At 69.2% G+C, this 17295-nt stretch carries 18 protein-coding genes; 9 read left to right on the forward strand and 9 right to left on the reverse strand.

Translation table 11 applies throughout. The features are described from left to right. Nucleotides 1–19 precede the first annotated feature (19 nt). A complete protein-coding gene (gene ramB / locus ACWDMM_RS16000; protein ID WP_195080707.1) occupies nucleotides 20–1426 on the reverse strand; it encodes an acetate metabolism transcriptional regulator RamB in 1407 nt (468 codons plus the stop codon). A gap of 93 nt (nucleotides 1427–1519) precedes the next feature. Between ramB and ACWDMM_RS16005 the strand changes: the two genes are divergently transcribed. The 6 genes from ACWDMM_RS16005 to ACWDMM_RS16030 all read left to right on the forward strand — a co-directional run bounded on the left by ACWDMM_RS16005 (nucleotide 1520) and on the right by ACWDMM_RS16030 (nucleotide 6676). Further along, complete coding sequence (locus ACWDMM_RS16005; RefSeq protein ID WP_195080706.1) at nucleotides 1520–3031, forward strand: ATP-dependent DNA ligase; 1512 nt, start codon at nucleotides 1520–1522, stop codon at nucleotides 3029–3031. 194 nt (nucleotides 3032–3225) lie between these two features. Further along, nucleotides 3226–4443 carry a lipase family protein gene (locus ACWDMM_RS16010; protein ID WP_449938043.1) on the forward strand — a complete coding sequence of 406 codons (1218 nt, stop codon included), beginning with the start codon at nucleotides 3226–3228 and terminating at the stop codon, nucleotides 4441–4443. 90 nt (nucleotides 4444–4533) lie between these two features. Continuing rightward, the gene (locus ACWDMM_RS16015; RefSeq protein WP_357109309.1) at nucleotides 4534–5733 is read left to right on the forward strand and encodes an inorganic phosphate transporter; all 1200 of its coding nucleotides are present in this window, start codon (nucleotides 4534–4536) and stop codon (nucleotides 5731–5733) included. Between the two features lie 11 nt (nucleotides 5734–5744). Then, nucleotides 5745–6029, forward strand: a complete 285-nt coding sequence (locus ACWDMM_RS16020) for a hypothetical protein (protein WP_449938046.1) — start codon at nucleotides 5745–5747, stop codon at nucleotides 6027–6029. Nucleotides 6030–6041: 12 nt separating this feature from the next. Then, nucleotides 6042–6377: a DUF3349 domain-containing protein gene (locus tag ACWDMM_RS16025; RefSeq protein ID WP_449938049.1), complete on the forward strand. Its 336-nt coding sequence runs from the start codon at nucleotides 6042–6044 to the stop codon at nucleotides 6375–6377. Nucleotides 6378–6391: 14 nt separating this feature from the next. Further along, the gene (locus ACWDMM_RS16030) at nucleotides 6392–6676 is read left to right on the forward strand and encodes a DUF3349 domain-containing protein (RefSeq protein WP_067797124.1); all 285 of its coding nucleotides are present in this window, start codon (nucleotides 6392–6394) and stop codon (nucleotides 6674–6676) included. Here the strand turns inward: ACWDMM_RS16030 and ACWDMM_RS16035 are convergent, their stop codons facing one another. Next, nucleotides 6677–7111 carry a DUF4254 domain-containing protein gene (locus ACWDMM_RS16035; protein WP_195080701.1) on the reverse strand — a complete coding sequence of 145 codons (435 nt, stop codon included), beginning with the start codon at nucleotides 7109–7111 and terminating at the stop codon, nucleotides 6677–6679. It abuts the gene before it with no gap. 43 nt (nucleotides 7112–7154) lie between these two features. Further along, nucleotides 7155–7457, reverse strand: a complete 303-nt coding sequence (locus ACWDMM_RS16040; RefSeq protein ID WP_357207368.1) for a hypothetical protein — start codon at nucleotides 7455–7457, stop codon at nucleotides 7155–7157. A gap of 185 nt (nucleotides 7458–7642) precedes the next feature. Here ACWDMM_RS16040 and ACWDMM_RS16045 point away from each other — a divergent pair, with 185 nt between their 5' ends. Continuing rightward, nucleotides 7643–8503, forward strand: a complete 861-nt coding sequence (locus tag ACWDMM_RS16045; protein WP_195080699.1) for a DUF5753 domain-containing protein — start codon at nucleotides 7643–7645, stop codon at nucleotides 8501–8503. Nucleotides 8504–8513: 10 nt separating this feature from the next. Beyond that, complete coding sequence (locus tag ACWDMM_RS16050) at nucleotides 8514–8714, forward strand: DUF397 domain-containing protein (protein ID WP_449938052.1); 201 nt, start codon at nucleotides 8514–8516, stop codon at nucleotides 8712–8714. Between the two features lie 239 nt (nucleotides 8715–8953). On the opposite strand, the gene ACWDMM_RS16055 is transcribed toward ACWDMM_RS16050, so the two are convergent. The 6 genes from ACWDMM_RS16055 to ACWDMM_RS16080 all read right to left on the reverse strand — a co-directional run bounded on the left by ACWDMM_RS16055 (nucleotide 8954) and on the right by ACWDMM_RS16080 (nucleotide 15884). Further along, nucleotides 8954–9712 carry a type IV toxin-antitoxin system AbiEi family antitoxin gene (locus ACWDMM_RS16055; RefSeq protein ID WP_449938054.1) on the reverse strand — a complete coding sequence of 253 codons (759 nt, stop codon included), beginning with the start codon at nucleotides 9710–9712 and terminating at the stop codon, nucleotides 8954–8956. A 210-nt stretch (nucleotides 9713–9922) separates the two neighbouring features. Next, nucleotides 9923–10750: a class II fructose-bisphosphate aldolase gene (locus ACWDMM_RS16060; protein ID WP_195080697.1), complete on the reverse strand. Its 828-nt coding sequence runs from the start codon at nucleotides 10748–10750 to the stop codon at nucleotides 9923–9925. Continuing rightward, the gene (locus ACWDMM_RS16065; RefSeq protein WP_323124542.1) at nucleotides 10741–11667 is read right to left on the reverse strand and encodes a hexose kinase; all 927 of its coding nucleotides are present in this window, start codon (nucleotides 11665–11667) and stop codon (nucleotides 10741–10743) included. The genes ACWDMM_RS16060 and ACWDMM_RS16065 overlap by 10 nt, the downstream gene beginning before the upstream one ends. Nucleotides 11668–11675: 8 nt before the next feature. Beyond that, nucleotides 11676–12833 (reverse strand): N-acetylglucosamine-6-phosphate deacetylase, encoded by a 1158-nt coding sequence (locus ACWDMM_RS16070; protein ID WP_449938058.1) that lies wholly within the window; start codon nucleotides 12831–12833, stop codon nucleotides 11676–11678. Between the two features lie 472 nt (nucleotides 12834–13305). Continuing rightward, nucleotides 13306–14256, reverse strand: a complete 951-nt coding sequence (locus tag ACWDMM_RS16075; protein WP_357109329.1) for an ROK family protein — start codon at nucleotides 14254–14256, stop codon at nucleotides 13306–13308. A gap of 722 nt (nucleotides 14257–14978) precedes the next feature. Continuing rightward, nucleotides 14979–15884, reverse strand: coding sequence for an SIS domain-containing protein (locus ACWDMM_RS16080; protein WP_449938060.1), 906 nt, complete (start codon nucleotides 15882–15884; stop codon nucleotides 14979–14981). Between the two features lie 160 nt (nucleotides 15885–16044). Here ACWDMM_RS16080 and ACWDMM_RS16085 point away from each other — a divergent pair, with 160 nt between their 5' ends. Next, nucleotides 16045–17295 carry an extracellular solute-binding protein gene (locus ACWDMM_RS16085; protein ID WP_357109332.1) on the forward strand — a complete coding sequence of 417 codons (1251 nt, stop codon included), beginning with the start codon at nucleotides 16045–16047 and terminating at the stop codon, nucleotides 17293–17295.

Genomic DNA, 17295 nt, shown 5'->3' on the forward strand with positions numbered 1-17295 from the left:
ACTTACGGAACCCGCGCGGCTACTTCAGCACGTAAGGGGACACGGAACTGCGATGTTCGCTGATGTCGAGCACTTTGCCCAGGGGCGGGAAAGCGCGTTGCGGGCAGTTGGCGCGTTCGCAGACTCGGCAACCCGCGCCGATCGGCGTCGGCTGCACTTCGTCCAAGTCGATGCCGTCGGCGTAGATCACGCGGGCGGCGTGCCGCAATTCGCAGCCGAGGCCGATGGCGAAGGTCTTGCTCGGCTGGCCGAAACGGGTGGCTCGGCGTTCGACCGTGCGCGCCACCCACAGGTATTTGCGGCCGTCGGGCATCTGCGCGATCTGGGTCATGATCTTGCCCGGGTAGGCGAAGGTCTCGTACACGTTCCACAGCGGGCAGGTGCCGCCGCTGGAGGAGAAGTGGAAACCGGTGGCGGACTGGCGCTTGGACATGTTGCCCGCCCGGTCCACCCGCACGAACGAGAACGGCACGCCGCGCAGCGACGGGCGCTGCAACGTGGAGAGCCGGTGGCAGATCGTCTCGTAGCTCTGTGTGAAGAACGCCGACAGTCGTTCGATGTCGTAGCGGAAGTCCTCGGCCACTTCGTGGAAATGCGTGTACGGCAGCACCGTCGCCGCGGCGAAATAGTTGGCCAGCCCCAGCATGGCGAGCTTGCGGGCGTCCTCGGAGGCGAAATTGCCTTCCTCGACGAGCTTTTCCAGCAATTCGCCGCACTCGAAGTAGGCCAGCTCGGCGGCCAGTTTGAACGTTCGCTGCCCGCCGGACAGGTGCGGGGCGATCTCCAGATTGCGGGTCTGCGGGTCGTAGCGGTGCAGCACGCCTTCGCCGAGGTCGATGCGCTCGGTGATCCGCACGTCGTGCGCGCGCAGCATCCTGGCGACCTCGCTGTTGACGTCGCCGCCGTGGAAACGGATGCGCGCGGTGAGCTCCTCCGCGGCGGTGTCCAGCTCGTGGATGTAGTTCTGGCGCTGGTAGAAGTAGTCGCGCACTTCCTCGTGCGGCTTGCTGATCGCGCCGCTGCCCGCGCCGTCGGCGAAGCGGTCTTCGGTGGCGGCGGCCAGCTGGGCGGAGGTGTTGCGGTAGCGGTTGTGCATGTTGACCAGGGCGCGGGCCATGCTCGGGTGCGCCGAGACGATGTCGGCGATCTCCTGGGCGTCGGCCTCGATGCCCAGTTCCTCGTCCATCACGACCTCTTGCAGTTCCGCGATGAGCCGGGTGTCGTCCTGGGCGGAGAAGAAGGTGGCGTCCACGCCGAACACGTCGCTGATCTTCAGCAGCACCGGGACGGTGAGCGGGCGCACGTCGTGCTCGATCTGGTTCAGGTAACTCGCCGAGATCTCCAGCTGCTGGGCCAGCGCGACCTGGCTCAGCCCGCGTTCGGTCCGCAGTTGACGCAGCCGAGCGCCGACATAAGTCTTGGCCATGCGTCCAGTTTATGGGTGCTTTCGCATCCGTGCCAATCAGCGATTAACACTCCTTGCAGACAGGTGTCGTACCCGGCGGCTACCGTCGGCAAGGTGCTGTTCTCGGATGTCGTGCTCGCCTCGGAGACCGTCCGGGCGACCAGGTCGCGCAAGACGAAGATCGCCACGCTGGCCGAGCTGCTGAGCGCGGCCGCGCCGGAGGAGCTGGCGCCCGTGGTCGCCTGGGCGTCCGGCGAGCTGTCGCAGGGGCGGATCGGCACGGGATGGCGCACGCTCATCACGCTCGACCACGCGCCCGCCCCGGCGCCCACGCTCACCGTCTCGGCGGTGGACGCGGCGCTGAGCGAGCTGGCCGTCACCTCCGGCGCCGGTTCGACGGCCAGGCGCAAGCAGTTGCTGGCGGCGCTGTGGTCCGCGGCGACGGAGGACGAGCAGGGCTTCCTGGTGCGCCTGCTCACCGGGGACCTGCGCCAAGGAGCGCTCGCGGCCGTGGTCGCCGAAGCCGTGGCGGTGGCCGCCGACGTGCCGCCCGATCTGGTGCGCCGGGCGTACATGTTGTCGGGGCGGTTGCCGGTCACCGCCGTCGCGGCGCTGTCCGGCGGCGCGGCGGCGCTCGGGGAGTTCCGGCTCGAGGTCGGCCGCCCGATCCAGCCGATGCTGGCCTCTCCCGGTGCGACGCTGGACGAGGCGCTGGTCGAGTCGCACGGCGAAGTGAGCGTCGAGCACAAACTGGACGGCGCCCGCATCCAGGTGCACCGGGACGGCGACCGGGTCCGGATCTTCACCAGGACGTTGCGCGAGATCACCGCGAGCGTTCCCGAACTCGTCGAACTGGTCGCGGGCCTGGACTGCGCCAGCGTGGTGCTGGACGGGGAGACACTGGCGCTCACCGACGCAGGACGGCCGCGCCCGTTCCAGGAGACCATGAGCCGCTTCGCCGAGGTGAGCTCCACCCGGGAGTTGCTGCTGCATCCGTACTTCTTCGACTGCCTGCACCTGGACGGGCGTGACCTGCTCGACGCTCCGCTGTCCGAGCGGCGCGCCGCGCTGACGAAGGTGGCGGGCGAGCACACCATCCCCGCGTTGCTGCGGCCGGATGCCGAAGCGGCGGCGGAATATTTCGACGCCGCGCTGGCCGCGGGGCACGAGGGCGTCATGGTCAAGTCGTTGACCGCGCCGTACGCGGCGGGCAGGCGAGGCCGGGCCTGGCAGAAGATCAAGCCGACGCACACCATCGACCTGATCGTGCTGGGCGCCGAATGGGGCTACGGACGCCGCACGGGTTATCTGTCGAACCTGCACCTCGGCGCGCGCGACCCGGACGGAGGGGAGCCGGTCATGGTGGGCAAGACCTTCAAAGGTCTCACCGACGCTCTGCTGCGATGGCAGACCGAGGAATTCCCCCGTCACGAGCGCTCGCGCGATCAGCACACCGTGTATCTGCGGCCGGAACTCGTCGTGGAGATCGCCTTGGACGGCGTGCAGGTCAGTTCCCGCTACCCCGGTGGTGTCGCGCTGCGTTTCGCGCGGGTCGTGCGGTATCGCCCCGACAAAGAACCCGCCGACGCCGACACCATCGACACCGTGCGTGCGTTGCTGCCGTGATGTGAAGCGCGGTCGCTCCCGCGCCGGGCGCGTGTCGCGCGTGCCACCCGCGTCGAGCCACGGTAGATATGGGCGCGCAAGGTTCCGGATGGCCGCCACAATGCAGTGGTCCGGCCGGTTCGTGCTTCCGGACATGGAATCGGCGGGCGGGCGGGATGATGCGGAAATCACTGTGTGGACGATTTGCCCGGCTGGTGGCGGCGCTGCTGGGCGCTTTGGCGGTGAGTGCGGTCGGCACACCCGCGCAGGCCAATCCGATCGAGCTGTTCCTCACGCCGTCGCGCGAGTACTCCGGGATCCTGCCCACACCGCTGGACGATCCGTTCTACACGCCGCCGCCGGACTTCGAGAGCTTGCCGCCCGGCACGATTCTCGCTTCTCGTGCCGGGGGCACGGGCCTCACCGTGTTCCCGTTGCGGTCGACCGAACTGCTGATCCGGTCCACCGATTCGAAGGACCAGCCGGTGCCCGTGGTCGCGACCTTGCTCGTGCCGCAGGCGCCGTGGACCGGACCGGGGCCGCGGCCGGTGCTGTCGTTCAATGCCGCGATCGACTCGCTCGGACATCGGTGCGCACCGTCTTACAAACTCAGGAACGAGCCGACGGTCGAGTTGTGGGCCGCTCAGATTCCGCTGTCCAAGGGCTATGCCGTGCTCGTGCCCGACCATCAGGGCCCCCGGCAGGCGTACGCGGCGGGACTGATGGCCGGGCACGCGGTGCTCGACTCGATCCGGGCCGTGGTGCACACGCCGGAGTTCGGATTGCGCCCGGATGCGCCGACGGTGGTCACCGGATACTCCGGCGGGGCCATCGCGAGCGGCTGGGCCGCGCAACTGGCCCCGCGATACGCGCCCGAGTTGAATCTGGTGGGGGCGGCGTTCGGCGGCGTCCCGGCCGACTTCGACCTGCTGCTGGCCACCATGAACGGGCGCAACGCCGCGTCCGGAGTGTTCCTCGCCGCGACCCTCGGACTGGCGCGGGAGTATCCCGAACTGCTCGCCTTGATGAACGACGACGGCTGGCGACTGGCCCAGGTCGGCAAAGACCTGTGCATGACCGCGGAGGAGTTCGGCGGAGCCTTCGCGCCGATTCCGGTCCAAGCCCTGACCCATGCCGCCGCGCCCACCGAGTTGCCGATGGTCAGGGAGATCCTGGCCGCCAACCGGCTGGGTGCGAGCGCGCCGACGGTGCCGGTGTTCCTCTATCACGCCACACACGATCCGTGGGTGCCGCTGGCGGGCGCGGAAAAGCTCTACGCGGATTGGTGCGGCGCCGGGACGCCGGTGGACTTCCAGGTCTACTTCGGCGAGCACTTCTCGGTCGGGCTCAGCGGCATCCCGGGCGCGAACTCGTGGATCGATGATCGGTTCGCGGGAAGGCCGGTCGCCGCGCACTGCACCCGATCTCGCTGACCAGGACTGATCAGACTAGTCCATGCAGGTCGCGCGAACTTCCGGTAACCGGCATGGCTGTGCCATCCGGGGGTGCAGCACACTGGAGGCGTGACCGTCGAATTACTGGTTCTCCTGATCGTCATCGTCACGGCGCTCGCATTCGATTTCACCAACGGCTTCCACGACACCGCCAACGCGATGGCGACCTCGATCGCGACCGGCGCGCTGCGGCCTCGGGTGGCTGTCGCGCTCTCGGCGGTGCTGAACCTGGTCGGCGCGTTCCTGTCGGTGGCCGTCGCCGCCACCGTCGCGAAGGGCATCGTGCGGCTCGACGCCGTCGGCGGCCAAGACCTGATCGTCATCGTGTTCGCCGGCCTGGTCGGCGGGATCCTGTGGAACCTGCTCACCTGGCTGTTCGGCCTGCCGTCGAGTTCGTCGCACGCGCTGTTCGGCGGTCTGATCGGTGCGACGCTGGCCGCGCTCGGCTGGGACGGGGTGATCTGGGCGTCCGGGTCGGACGGCGTGCTCACCAAGATCGTGCTGCCCGCGGTGCTCGCGCCCATCGTCGCCGCGCTGGTCTCGGCGATCGGCACCTGGCTGGTGTACCGGATCACCCGCGGCGCCGAACAGGACAAGGTCACCGAGGGGTTCCGCTGGGGTCAGATCGGGTCGGCCTCGCTGGTCTCGCTGGCGCACGGCACGAACGACGCGCAGAAGACGATGGGCGTGATCTTCCTCGCCCTCGTGGCGCACGGGACGCTCACCAAAGACGACGACCTGCCGTTGTGGGTGATGGCCGCGTGCGCCTTCGCCATCGCGGCGGGCACCTACCTCGGCGGCTGGCGGATCATCCGGACGCTGGGCAAGGGCCTGGTCGAGATCGACTCGCCGCAGGGGCTTGCGGCGGAATCCGCCTCGGCCGCGATCATCCTGACTTCCGCCCATTTCGGGTTGCCGCTGTCCACCACGCAGACCGCCACCGGTTCCATCCTCGGCACCGGGCTCGGCAAGGGCGCCGAAGTGCGCTGGGCCGTGATGGGGCGCATGGTGGTCGCATGGTTGCTCACCCTGCCGCTCGCCGCGGTCGCCGGGGCGATCTGCTGGGCCATCGCCCACCTCATCGGCGGGCTGGCCGGTGTGCTCGTGGTCTTCGCCTTGCTGATCGGCTTGTCGGCGTTGATGTACCTGCGGTCGCGGCGCGACCCGGTGCACACCGGCAACGTCAACGAGTGGCCCGGCGAGGGGACCGACCCGCCCGCGGGCGACCCGGCGGCGTCACCGGACCCGAACCGATCCGCTCAGGTGTAGGAGGACCAGGCGTGCACACTCTCGTCACCAATCTGAACGCCCTGTGGAAAGTCACCGTGGCCGGGCTGGTCCTCGGCGCTGGCCTGCCGATGATCTTCTCGATCGGGGTGCGGTTCTGGTCGATGACCGTGACGACCGACGCCGGTACCGGCGCGGTGCGGCGCAACTATCCCGCCCTCGCGGTCGCGCTGGCGTGTTTCGTGCTGGTCGTGGTGGCGATCGTCAGCGGCATCCTGTACACGGCGAAGGCGTTCATCGCAGCGAGATTCGGCATCCATCTGTTCGGGCAGGCGTGAGGAGTAGCCAGCGTGACCGATCCAGTGAAACCAGTTCCGGACCGGCCGAAACTGCTCGGCAAGGTCGTGGGTTGGCTGCGCGCGGGATACCCGCAGGGCGTGCCGCAGTCGGACTACGTGGCCCTGTTCGCCGTGCTGCACCGGCACCTCACCGACTACGAGGTGGTCGCGATCGCCGAGGAGTTGGTCGCATCGAACTCGGGCAGCGAGATCACCCACACCGAGATCGAGCAGGCCATCGCCCGGCTCGCCAAGGAGCAGCCGGACGAGCGTGACGTCGCTCGCGTCGCCTCCCACCTGGCCGCGGGCGGCTGGCCGCTGGCCGATCCGCCGGCCGATTCCGACTGACCGAGCCGCCGCCGATGCCTCCCTTCCTGCACGCGATCATCAGCTGGCTGCGGGTGGGATACCCGGACGGTGTCCCGGAAGCCGACTACATCCCGCTGCTCGCCCTGTTGCGCCGCCGCCTGTCCGATGAGGAGGTGGCCAGGATCGCCGCCGAGCTGGCCGGCTCCGGCGGGGCGGACATCGATCAGACCGACATCCAGGTGATGATCACCAAGATCACCAACGACATGCCGTCCGAAGCCGACGTGGCCAGGGTGCGCGCTCGGGTCGAGGCCAACGCGTGGCCGGGCGAGGACTGATCACGGCTGCTCGCGCGGGCCGCTGAGATAGGGGAGGCGGCGCACGCCCGCCACCACCTCGTAGGCGAGATCCTCATAGCCGAGCGCCAGTTCGGCGAGGCGTTCCCAGGCGTTGTGCACGGCCCATTCCGGCGCGCCGGCGAGGATGTCGTGCGCGCAGGCGGAGAACTGGGCGAGCCGGTCGACCACCATGCCCACGGTCTCGGTGTGCATGTGCGCGCCGCCGTGCGGCGGTGGGGTCTGGGTGGCGACCCAGCGGTCGATGGCGAGCACGAGGCGGGCGCGGTGCCGATCGATGTCGCTACCGAGTTCACGGCGCAGGCGGCGCTGGTGTAATCCCGCGAGAAGGTGCGCGGACTCCAGGACCGGGTGGGCGCGGCGCGGCGCCGTGCGGCAAGCCTGCAGGACGAGTTCTTTGGTCGGCAGTGGTTCCACCGCGTCAACCCCCTGAATCGAATGGTCGCGCCGGGCGCGAACGTCATCGCCGATGCCGCCCGCCCGGACGCGGCAATCGGTACCGAGTGTGCGAAGGCGCGGCGTCCCACGGTGATTCGAGGACGACGAGGCCGACTGCCTCCAGGGCGGTCAGCCCGAAAGGGCGCACCAAGTCCTCCGTCAGCGAAACCATTTCCGCCGCTTGGATAGCCGCCGTCGCCTGCTCGGTGTTCACCATGCGCCCCCGCAGATAGGACACCACCCACGCGTCGTCACTGACCCGCCGCGCTTGATGCGGCGTCCGATCACTCACGATCCACGTGCGGTCGACGACATGCACGGACATCAGAACCCCTCCCCGCCGGAGCGGGGTCTGCCCAGAGCCCCCGCTGTGATGCGCAACACAAGAAGAGTAGGCGCCGGACTGCTGACAGGTCAAGTTGACAGGTCCATTTGACAAACTCGGCCACCTGTGGATGGGGGTACGGTCATCTGCACGAACAGCCGGAGCCGGGAAGGACTCATCGGACGATGGCACCACTCTCGCCCACGGTGGCGCGCTGGGAGCTCATGCTCCGGATCAAGCGCCGCCGCACCGAGTTCGACGTCTCCGCCTCCGTCATCGCCAAGGAACTCGGCTTCACGCTGTCGTACTGGTCGAAGGTGGAGAAGGAACGCGTGCTGGCCGAGGACAAGCTGCGAAAGCTGATGAGCTTGCTCGAATTCGACCAGGATGAGCGCGTGGAAATGTTGCGACTGCGCGACATCGCGAAGCGACGCGGATGGTGGTCGGAGTACGCGGATTTGCTGTCGGACGAGGTGATCCGTCTCTACGGGTTGGAGCACGGGGCGCAGAGTGTTCGGAGTTATACGAGCATATTGATTCCGGGCCTCTTGCAGACCGAGGACTACGCGCGAGCGGTGATCGCCAACGACCGGGCACGGATTCGGCAAGTGGAAATCGATCGCTGGGTAGAGATTCGCATGCGGCGCCAGAGACGGCTGACCGACTCGGAGCCGCTGCAGGTCACGGCGATCATCAACGAGGCGGCGCTGACCCAGCGCACCGGAGGTGCGGCTGTCTTGAAAGGGCAACTGCGCCACCTGCTATCGGTTGCCGAAACGCATGCCGACACGATCGACATCCGGGTCGTACCCTTCGACGCGCCAGGCGGTGTACTGCTCACCGGTGCGTCGTTCCATCTGCTCGGGTTCGACAACGCACTTCTTCCCGATGTGGCGTGGACCGAGACACTGGTCCATCTCGGGGTGACCGAGGAGGCCGAACCGGTGCGTCACCTCGCGACCATGTTCGCCACCACCGCGGTCGAGCACGCGCTCCCGCGGAACGAGTCGATAACGTTGATCGAACGCAGACTCGCCGCGCTGTAGCGTGAACGGCATGGGGCGCGCGCGCAGCTGGTTCAAGTCATCGCATTCGAACGACAGCACCGCATGCGTCGAAGTCTGTTTCGACGGCGGCCGGGTGTTGGTTCGAGACAGCAAGTTTCCTGGTGCGCCGGACGCGTCACCCACGCTGGCGTTCACACCGACCCAGTGGGCGGCATTCACCACGTCGATCCGCACCACCGCCCTCGCCTGACACGTTCTCCCAGCCGACTCTCAGCTTCACTACACCCGAAACACAGCTCCACCGGGAAGAGTGTCTCCGTCGATGCGAAGCGATCCATCGACTGCTTCACCGGTGGACAACTGCCCTGCCCACCACCCCGCTCGGCCGGCGGCGCGCCACCCTCGCACGCGCCGCCGGCCGAGCGCTTTCCGCGAGTGGCACATGGCTGCGGCAAAACGCGAGAAGAGTTCTCCATGGTGTGCCACTCGTCAGATGTCGGCGCCGTGGCGGCGGAGGGCGTCGAGGGCGCGGGTGGTGATGGTGTGGGGGCGGTGGGTCAGGAGGGCGGCGCTTACTCGGATGAGGGTCCAGCCGAGGGATTCGAGGGCGGCGGCGCGGTCGATATCCCAGGCGCGCTGGTCGCGGTCGGCCCAGTGGTGGGCTCCGTCGTATTCGACGGCGACTCGCCATTTGCGCCAGCCCATGTCCAAGCGTGCGAAAGTCATTCCGTCCGGGCCGAGGAGACGAATCTGGGTTTCCGGCGCGGGTAGTCCGGCTCGGCGCAGCAGCAAGCGCGTACGTGTTTCCTGGATGGACTCCGCGCCGCCGTCGATGTAGGGCAGCGCCCGCCGCAGGCTCTTGGCGCCGCGTGCGCGCGGGTGCCGAGCGGCCAGCCGTTCGATGTCCGCGGTGGTCAGCCGGGTCGCGTTGCAGAGGGCGTCGACGACTTCGACCGCTTCATCGAACTCGAGGCGTCGCGCCAGATCGAACGCGGTCCGCGCCGGTGTCGTGCAACGGAACCCGCCAACGGCGCACACTTCGTCGGCCGGAATGGCATCCCGGTATACCAGCACATGCCGTGGCGGCCTGGCACGAGTCGGGAGCACGATTTCAGCGGGCTTGTCGTCCAGCCACAGCGCCCCGTGCAGAGCCGCCGCGGAGAATCCGACCAGAATCCCGGCCCCCTTGGCCCAATGCCCGACCGCCTGCGCCCGACCCCGCGCGTCCAGCCGAACCCCCCTCCGCACATAAACATCCGGAAAAATCCGCTCGAAGTCCTTCCGCAACTCCCAAGCACCCACCACCCCCGCCCTTACCGCCCAACTCCCCGGAAAAACCTCCCCCATGATCTCCCCCATATCCCCATCCTCCCCGCCACCCCCGACAGGTTTCGCGAGTGGCACATGGCTGCGGCGAAACGCGAGAAGAGCTCTCGATGGTGTGCCACTCGTGGCGGGTCAGCCCGCGAGGAGGTGGAGGAAGTGCTCGACTTCCGACTGGATGGCTGTGCGGGCGGGGGTGAGGTATTCGCGGGGGTCGGTGAGGTGGGGCGTGGTGGCGAGGCGGTCGCGGATGGCGGCGGTCATTCGGATGTTGAGGCGGGTGGCGATGTTGACTTTTGTCATGCCGTGTTCTACGGCGGCGCGCAGGCCGTGGTCGGGGACGCCGGAGGAGCCGTGCAGCACCAAGGGGACGGGGACCTTCGCGGCCAAGTGGGCGATGAGGTCGTTGTCGAGTTCGGCGGTGCGGGTGTGCATGGCGTGGGAAGAGCCGACGGCGACCGCGAGCGCGTCGACGCCGGTAGCGCTCACGAATTCGACCGCCTCGTCGGGATCGGTGCGCGCGCCGGGCGCGTGGGCGCCGTCTTTGCCGCCCACTTCGCCGAGTTCGGCTTCGATATGCACGCCGCGCTCATGGCACCAGGCGGTGATCGCGGCGGTGGCGGCGAGGTTGTCGGCGTAATCGAGGGCCGAGCCGTCGTACATGACCGACCGGATGCCGAGATCGACGGCGGCGTGGATCAATTCGGCGCTGGTGGCGTGGTCGAGATGCACCGCGATCGCGGCGGCGCTGTCGGCGGCGATGCGCAGGCAGGCGAGCGCCAGCGGGGCGATGCCACGGTGATGCCGCGCGGTGTTCTCCGACAGTTGCAGCACCACCGGCCTTTCCGCTGCTTCCGCTGCGGCGGCGATCGCCTCGGCGTGCTCGAGGGTTATCACGTTGAACGCGCCGAGTCCGCCGGGTCGGGCGGTGGCGATCAGATCCGGTATCGGGGTCAGCGGCATGGGGTGCCGAGCTCTCGTACCTGGATGGTCGGGGTGAGGCGGGTGCGCAGGCCGCGGTCGATCTCACCGGCCACCGGGACGACCACGGCGGCCGCCGAGGTCGCGACCACGTCGGCGAGCACGGCGGGCCAGTCCGGGCGTGACGCGGAGGCGAGGGCGGCGATCACCGCCGCCACCGCGGCGTCGCCCGCGCCGGTGGGATTTCCGGCGAGCGGTTCGGCGAGCGCCGCCGACCACGCGCCGTCGGCGGTCGCCGCGACGATCCCTTCGGCACCGCGAGTCGCGATCACGGCGCGCACTCCGTTGTCGATCAGCGGCTTCGCGGCGATGACGATGTCGTCGGCGGTCGTCGGCCGGGTGCCGGTGAGGCGCTGCAGTTCGGTCTCGTCCGGGATGAGCACGATCCCTGGCACCTGGGCGGCCAAGCGCAGCGCCTCGCCGTCGACGTCGCAGATGGTCGGCACGTCGGCCGCGATGGCGGTGCGGGCGATCTCGGCGGGCAGCGAGGGCTCGATGCCGCCCGGCAGCGACCCGGAGATGACCAGCCCGGCGATTTCCGGGAGCATGCCCGCCACCCGCACCGACAACTGTTCGGCGGCGTGCGGATTGGAGACCCGCGCGCCGGGCTCCCACAGCGCGGTGGCCGTGCCGTCCTCGGATTCGCTGATCACCACCGTGCGGCGCACCCAGGGCAGCGCGTGCACGAAGTCGACCGGCATCTCCAGTTCGGCGGCGGCCGCGAAGGCGTGGTCGGAGAACCCGGTGGCCCTGGCGTATTTGCCGAGCTGATTCAGCACCCGGGTCACGTTGATGCCCTTGCCGCCGATGCGCTGCTCCACCGACCGGACCCGGTGGGCCTGCCCGCGTTCGAAGCGTTCGACCCGATAGGTCATGTCGTACGCGGGATTCATTGTCACGGTGAGGATCACCTCAACCACTGTCCACGTCTGAGCACCCCGCGCAAGTGGAGATTGTCACTGACTGTCAATATGTCGGCGTGATACCCGGGCCGCAGGTCACCGACGTCGGCGAGCCCGAGCGCGGCGGCCGGAACCGAGGTGGCCGCCAGCACCGCCTCGCGCAGCGGGACGCCGGCGTCGCGCACGGCCCGCGCGACGCATTCCAGCAGCGTGCAGACGCCCCCCGCGATCGACCCGTCGGCGATGCGCGCCACCCCGGCGCGGACGCTCACCTGCTGCGGTCCGAGCTGGTACTCGCCGTCACCGAGTCCGGCCGCCTGCATGGCGTCGGTGACCAGCGCGACTCGTCCCGGCGCGGTCGCGAACGCCAGCGCGGCGAAGCCCGGTTCCACGTGCACGCCGTCGTTGATCAACTCCACGATCACGTCGCCGGCCGCCGCGGCCACCAGCGCGGCGGCGACAGGGCCGGGACGCCGGTGATGCAGCGGCGGCATCCCGTTCGCCAAGTGCGTCACGAGGCGTCCTGCACCATTGGGCGGCAAGGCATCACGGAACGACGCGTAGTCGGTGTCGCTGTGGCCGAGTGCGACCACTACACCGCTGTCGGCCAGCCGCCGCGCGACGGCCGCGTAGCCGGGTCGCTCCGGCGCGAGCGTCATCGCGCGCAGGCGCGTGCCGCCTGCGGCCAACAGTTGGTCGGTCAGGCCGAGATCGGGGTCGCGCAGGTATCGGGGGTCCTGGGCCCCGCAGCGCGCCTCGGACAGGAACGGCCCCTCGATGTGGATACCGCCGAGCACGCCTTCCTCGGCGAGTTCGCGCAAGGCGGCGGTCTGCGCCACCATCTCCGTTGCCGGCCCGGTGACCACGCTCGCCACCACCGTGGTCGAGCCGCGCATGTGGTGGCCTTGCGCCGCCGCCCGCGCGTCCTCGCCGCGCACGGTATCGAACCGGTGCCCGAAACCACCGTGATTGTGAATGTCCACAAGCCCCGGCAGCACGGTTCCCGAAAATGGCGGCTCAGGTAAATCGCGATGTGTCGCACGCCACTGCGCGAACGATCGCACCGCCTCGATCCGGTCCCCGGAAATCAGCACCACGCCGTCGTCCACCGTGACGCTCGCCGAGACGATGCGTCCCCGGATCAACTGGCTGCGTGCTGTCATGTGAATGCCCCTCGTCTCGTGACCCGCGCGGTATGAGCTGAATAGGGATGTCCACCGTTGCCGACCGGGCTCGCCGAGCGACGAACGGTGGTACACCCGCAACGGTCCAGGAGTGGTGCGTCGGATGCGCGACCGCGCCGCGGGTGCCGCGGTTCGATCAGCGACACGCTCGCCGTGACGAGGTGCCGGCGGATCGTCGGCTCGGCGCCCGGTGTCATGCCGACGTTCCACACCGGGCGAGAAGGGCGGCGTCTGCGGGGCGGGTGCGCCCAAGTGATCGAGAACGCTTCCGCTCGCGGCCGATGCGAGGCAATCGTCGCGCGTGGCGGTTGCGCCCGATGTGCGTGCGCGTCGTACCGATCCCCCGCACCTAGCGGAAAAGGCAGCGCCTGCCCACGGGTGCGCCGAAGCAGCCCCGACGGTCTGTGCGAGGCCGTTGTCGTGTGTGCGGGTTCTCTCGATGCGCGTGGCCTCATGTCAACGCCCCGTGGCGAGCGAAGAGGGCGGCGCCTGTCAGGCCCGCGCGTGCGCCGAAGTGGCCGAGGACGACTCGGGGCGCGGGGACCAGGCGGAGGCGGTCGGACAGGGCGCGGTGCAGCGGGTCGGTCAGCGCCGCGCCCGCTCCGGCGAGTCCGCCGCCGAGGACCACCAGTTCGGGGCAGGCCGCGTGGACGATGCCGACCAGGCCGTCGGCGAGCGCGTCGACCGCGTCGGCCACCACGGCAGCCGCGTCGGGGTCGGTGGACATGAGCGCGAAAACCTCTGCCGCGCCGCTGATCTCGCGTCCGGTGCGCCGGGTGTAGGCCCGCGCGATGGCCGCGCCGGAGGCGACCGTCTCCACGCACCCGGTGTTGCCGCAGGGGCAGGGCAATCCGCCCGCGCGCCGCACCGGCACGTGCCCGTACTCGCCGACCTGCCCGTAACCGCTGCGCACCAGCCTCCCGCCGACCGACAGCGTGCCCGAGATGCCGGTGCCGAGAATGACGACGCACACGTTCTCGTGACCTTGCCCGGCGCCGTACCGCCATTCCGCCCAACCGGCGACGGCGACATCGTGCTCGATCAGCGTGGGCAGATTCCAGCGCGCGGGGAAAAAGTCGCCAACGTGCACGTTTCGCCAGCCGACATTGCTGCTGAACACGGCGACGGATCTGGCGGTATCGACGATGCCGGGCAGTACGACTGCCGCGCGACCCACTCGGCGGCGATCGGAGTCAGTTAGTTCCGCGAGCAACCGCTCGCCCAGCTCACCCATGGCATCGAAGGCCGCTGGACCGAGTGGCGTGGCCACCGTCCCCACGGCCAGCGCCGTGCCCGCCGCGTCGGTGATCTCGCCTTTGATGGTGGTGCCGCCGACATCCATGCCGAGCACGAGCGCGTCGTCCGGCAGCGCCGCCGCGCCGGACACGTTCGCGGGTTGCACAGCCGAATGTCGCCGCGTGGTCGTCCGGTTGTCTGGGCGTGCGCGGTCTGTCTCGGTACGGGGTGAGTCGGGCATGTCGGCGGGTCGCTGGGTTGATTCTTGTCGCGTGGTCGTCCGGTCGTCTGGGTGCGCGTAATTCGTTCCGGCACGGCGTGATGCGGGCATGTCGGCGGATCGCCCGGCCGTATCTCGTCGCGTGGTCATCCGGTCGTCCCGGCACGGTCCGTGCCCACGCGGGGTGATCCGGACGCACCCGACTGTTCGGTTCCCATTCTCGGCACAGTAGTTCGTGGCCGCTTCCACGACGGCGCGGTTCGGCCTGCTGCGATGTCGTGCCGCGCCGCGCGCATTCCGGCGGGCGTTCGATAGGTGCCGGTGCGCGTGTGGCGTTGCGGCCAGGGGTGGGGGTCGTGTGGGCGTGCGGTGCGCGTGTGGCGTTGCGGCCAGGGGTCGGGGTCGTGTGGGCGTGCGGTGCGCGTGTGGCGTTGCGGCCAGGGGTGGGGGTCGTGTGGGCGTGCGGTGTGCTTGGGGCGCTGTGGCCAGGGATGGCCGTCGTCCGGACATGCCATGCGGGTGAGCCCCCACGGCGACGGGTCGCCGTCGTGCGGACGTGCCCCGTCGCCGACGGCAGGCGAGTTTTCGCGGAGACCATCGCCGGGCAGCGGAAGCCGCCGGAACAGGGCGGGCCGAGATCCCGGCCCATGCTCACCGCGCGTCCTCGGTCACGACTTCAGAACCACCGAGCGATTCAGGCCGCGCGGGTGGTCGGGGTCCAATCCGAGGTCGGCGGAGCGCAGCAGGCAGAGCCGGTGCACCCGGATCAGGTCCGCCATCGGGTCGATGTCGCGATGTTCCAGATGGGCGCCGGTGGCGGCGACGTCGTCGGCGAAGCCCGGCTCCAGCGGCCCGAACGCCCAGACCGCTCGTCCGGGCGCCGAGATGGCGATCGGGCCGTGGCGGTACTCCGTCGCCGGATACGCCTCCGTCCAGGACTGGCAGGATTCGCGCAGCTTGAGCGCCGCCTCGTCGGCGATGGCCGCCGCGAATCCCATGCCGACGAAACTGATCTGCTCGGCGCGGCGCACCGCGGCCAGCGACACGACGGGGTCCTCGGCGAGCACCGCGCGGGCCTGGGCGATCACGGAGGTGAGGTCATCGCCGAGATGGGTGCGGAGAATGGCCAGGGTGGTCGTCGCGAAGCGGGTCTGCACCACCGACCGCTCATCGACCTGCTCGATGAGGATGGGGTCGCCGAGTTCGAGGACGGGCGTGCCGGGACTGGAGCAGATCACCGCCCGCGGGATGCGCGCCGGGATGCCGCGCATCGCGCGCACCACTTCCGTGGTCGTGCCGGAGCGGCAGATCACCAGGTAGCGGTCGTATTCGCGAGCGCGGACCGCGCTGGCGGGCCACGCGTCGGTGATCCCCTGTCCCGCTCCCTCGCGCAGTGCCGCGATGGCACGAGCCATGAAATATGAGGTGCCGCAGCCGATCACGGCGACGCGCTCGCCCGGCTTCGGCAGCACGGCGCGATGATCCGCGGCGACGGCCGCGGCGCGCGTCCAGTCGTCCGGCTGGGTGGCCACCTCGGCAGCCAGATGCGGCGTGTGGTCGGCAGACGTAGGCACTCCGACAGCTTCACGCCAAGTGATCATTTATGTCAAATATCTGACGAAATCGGTCACATATGATCACAATTCGGACTAGATTGAGCCGCACCGACGGTGCGTCCTCCCATCATCGGCGGCTCCGCTGGCGCCCGGTGGGTAAATCTGAAAGGTTCTGCTCGTGAAAAGACCATTCCACCGCGTGCTTGCCGGACTCGCGATGGTCACCGGCGTCGCGCTGACCCTGTCCTCCTGCGGATTCGGTTCGAAAAGCGGTGCGGACTCGGCCACCACGATCAATTTCCTCGCCCCCGCCTACAGCGACGGCGCCACGGGCACCAAGGCGCTGTGGGACGGCATCATCGCCGAATTCCAGAAGCAGAATCCTGGCATCACCGTCAATCTGCAGATGGAGTCGTGGAACTCGATCAACGACGTGGTGCGCACCAAGCTGCAATCGCAGTCGACCACGCCGGACATCCTCAATATCGACGCCTATGCCAGCTTCGCGGGCGACGGTCTGCTCTACCCGGCCACCGACATCGTCTCCGCGCCGGTCCTGGCCGACATCCAGCCCGCTTTCGCGCAGAACGCTTCGCTGAACGGCACGCAATACGCGCTGCCGCTGTTCGCCTCCACCCGCACCCTGTTCTACAACACCGAACTGTTCGAGAAGGCGGGCATCGCCCGGCCGCCGAAGACCTGGGCCGAACTGACCGACGCGGCGAAGAGGATCCAAGCGCTCGGCGGCGGCGTCTCCGGGTACGGGCTTCCGCTCGGCAGCGAGGAGGCCCAAGGCGAAACCTCCATCTGGACCTTCGGCGCGGGCGGCTCGTGGGCCGACGGCGATCGGATCACCGTGGACACCCCGCAGAACCTCGAAGGGGTGCGGGCCATGCGTGATCTGATCGACGCCGGCGCGACGCAACCGAATCCGGGCGCCACCGACCGCAAGGACGTGCTCAACGCCTTCATCCAGGGCAAGATCGGCATGGTCGAAGCCCTGCCGCCCACCATCGGCCAGATCGCGGCGAAGAATCCGGGCCTGCGCTACGCGACCGCGCCGTCGCCGACCAAGACCGGGAATCCGGTCACGCTCGGGGTGGCCGATCACCTGATGGCGTTCAAGAAGGACGGCGCCAAGGCCGAATCGATCAAGAAGTTCCTCGACTATTTCTACTCGGCGGCGGTGTACGCGGATTTCGTCAAGCACGAGGGATTCATCCCGATCACCCACAGCGCCGCCACCGCCCTCGCCGAGGACCCGGTGACCAAGGCATTCGCCGCCACGCTGCCGGTGGCGCGGTTCTACCCGAGCGACAACCCGAAATGGGCGGTGGCGCAGGGCGTCATCCGTCAGCAGATGGGCACCATCGCACAGGGCGCCGACCCCGCTCAGGTGCTGCAACGGATCCAGGAAGCCACGAAATAA

It is taken from the genome of Nocardia sp. NPDC003726 (assembly GCF_053586955.1).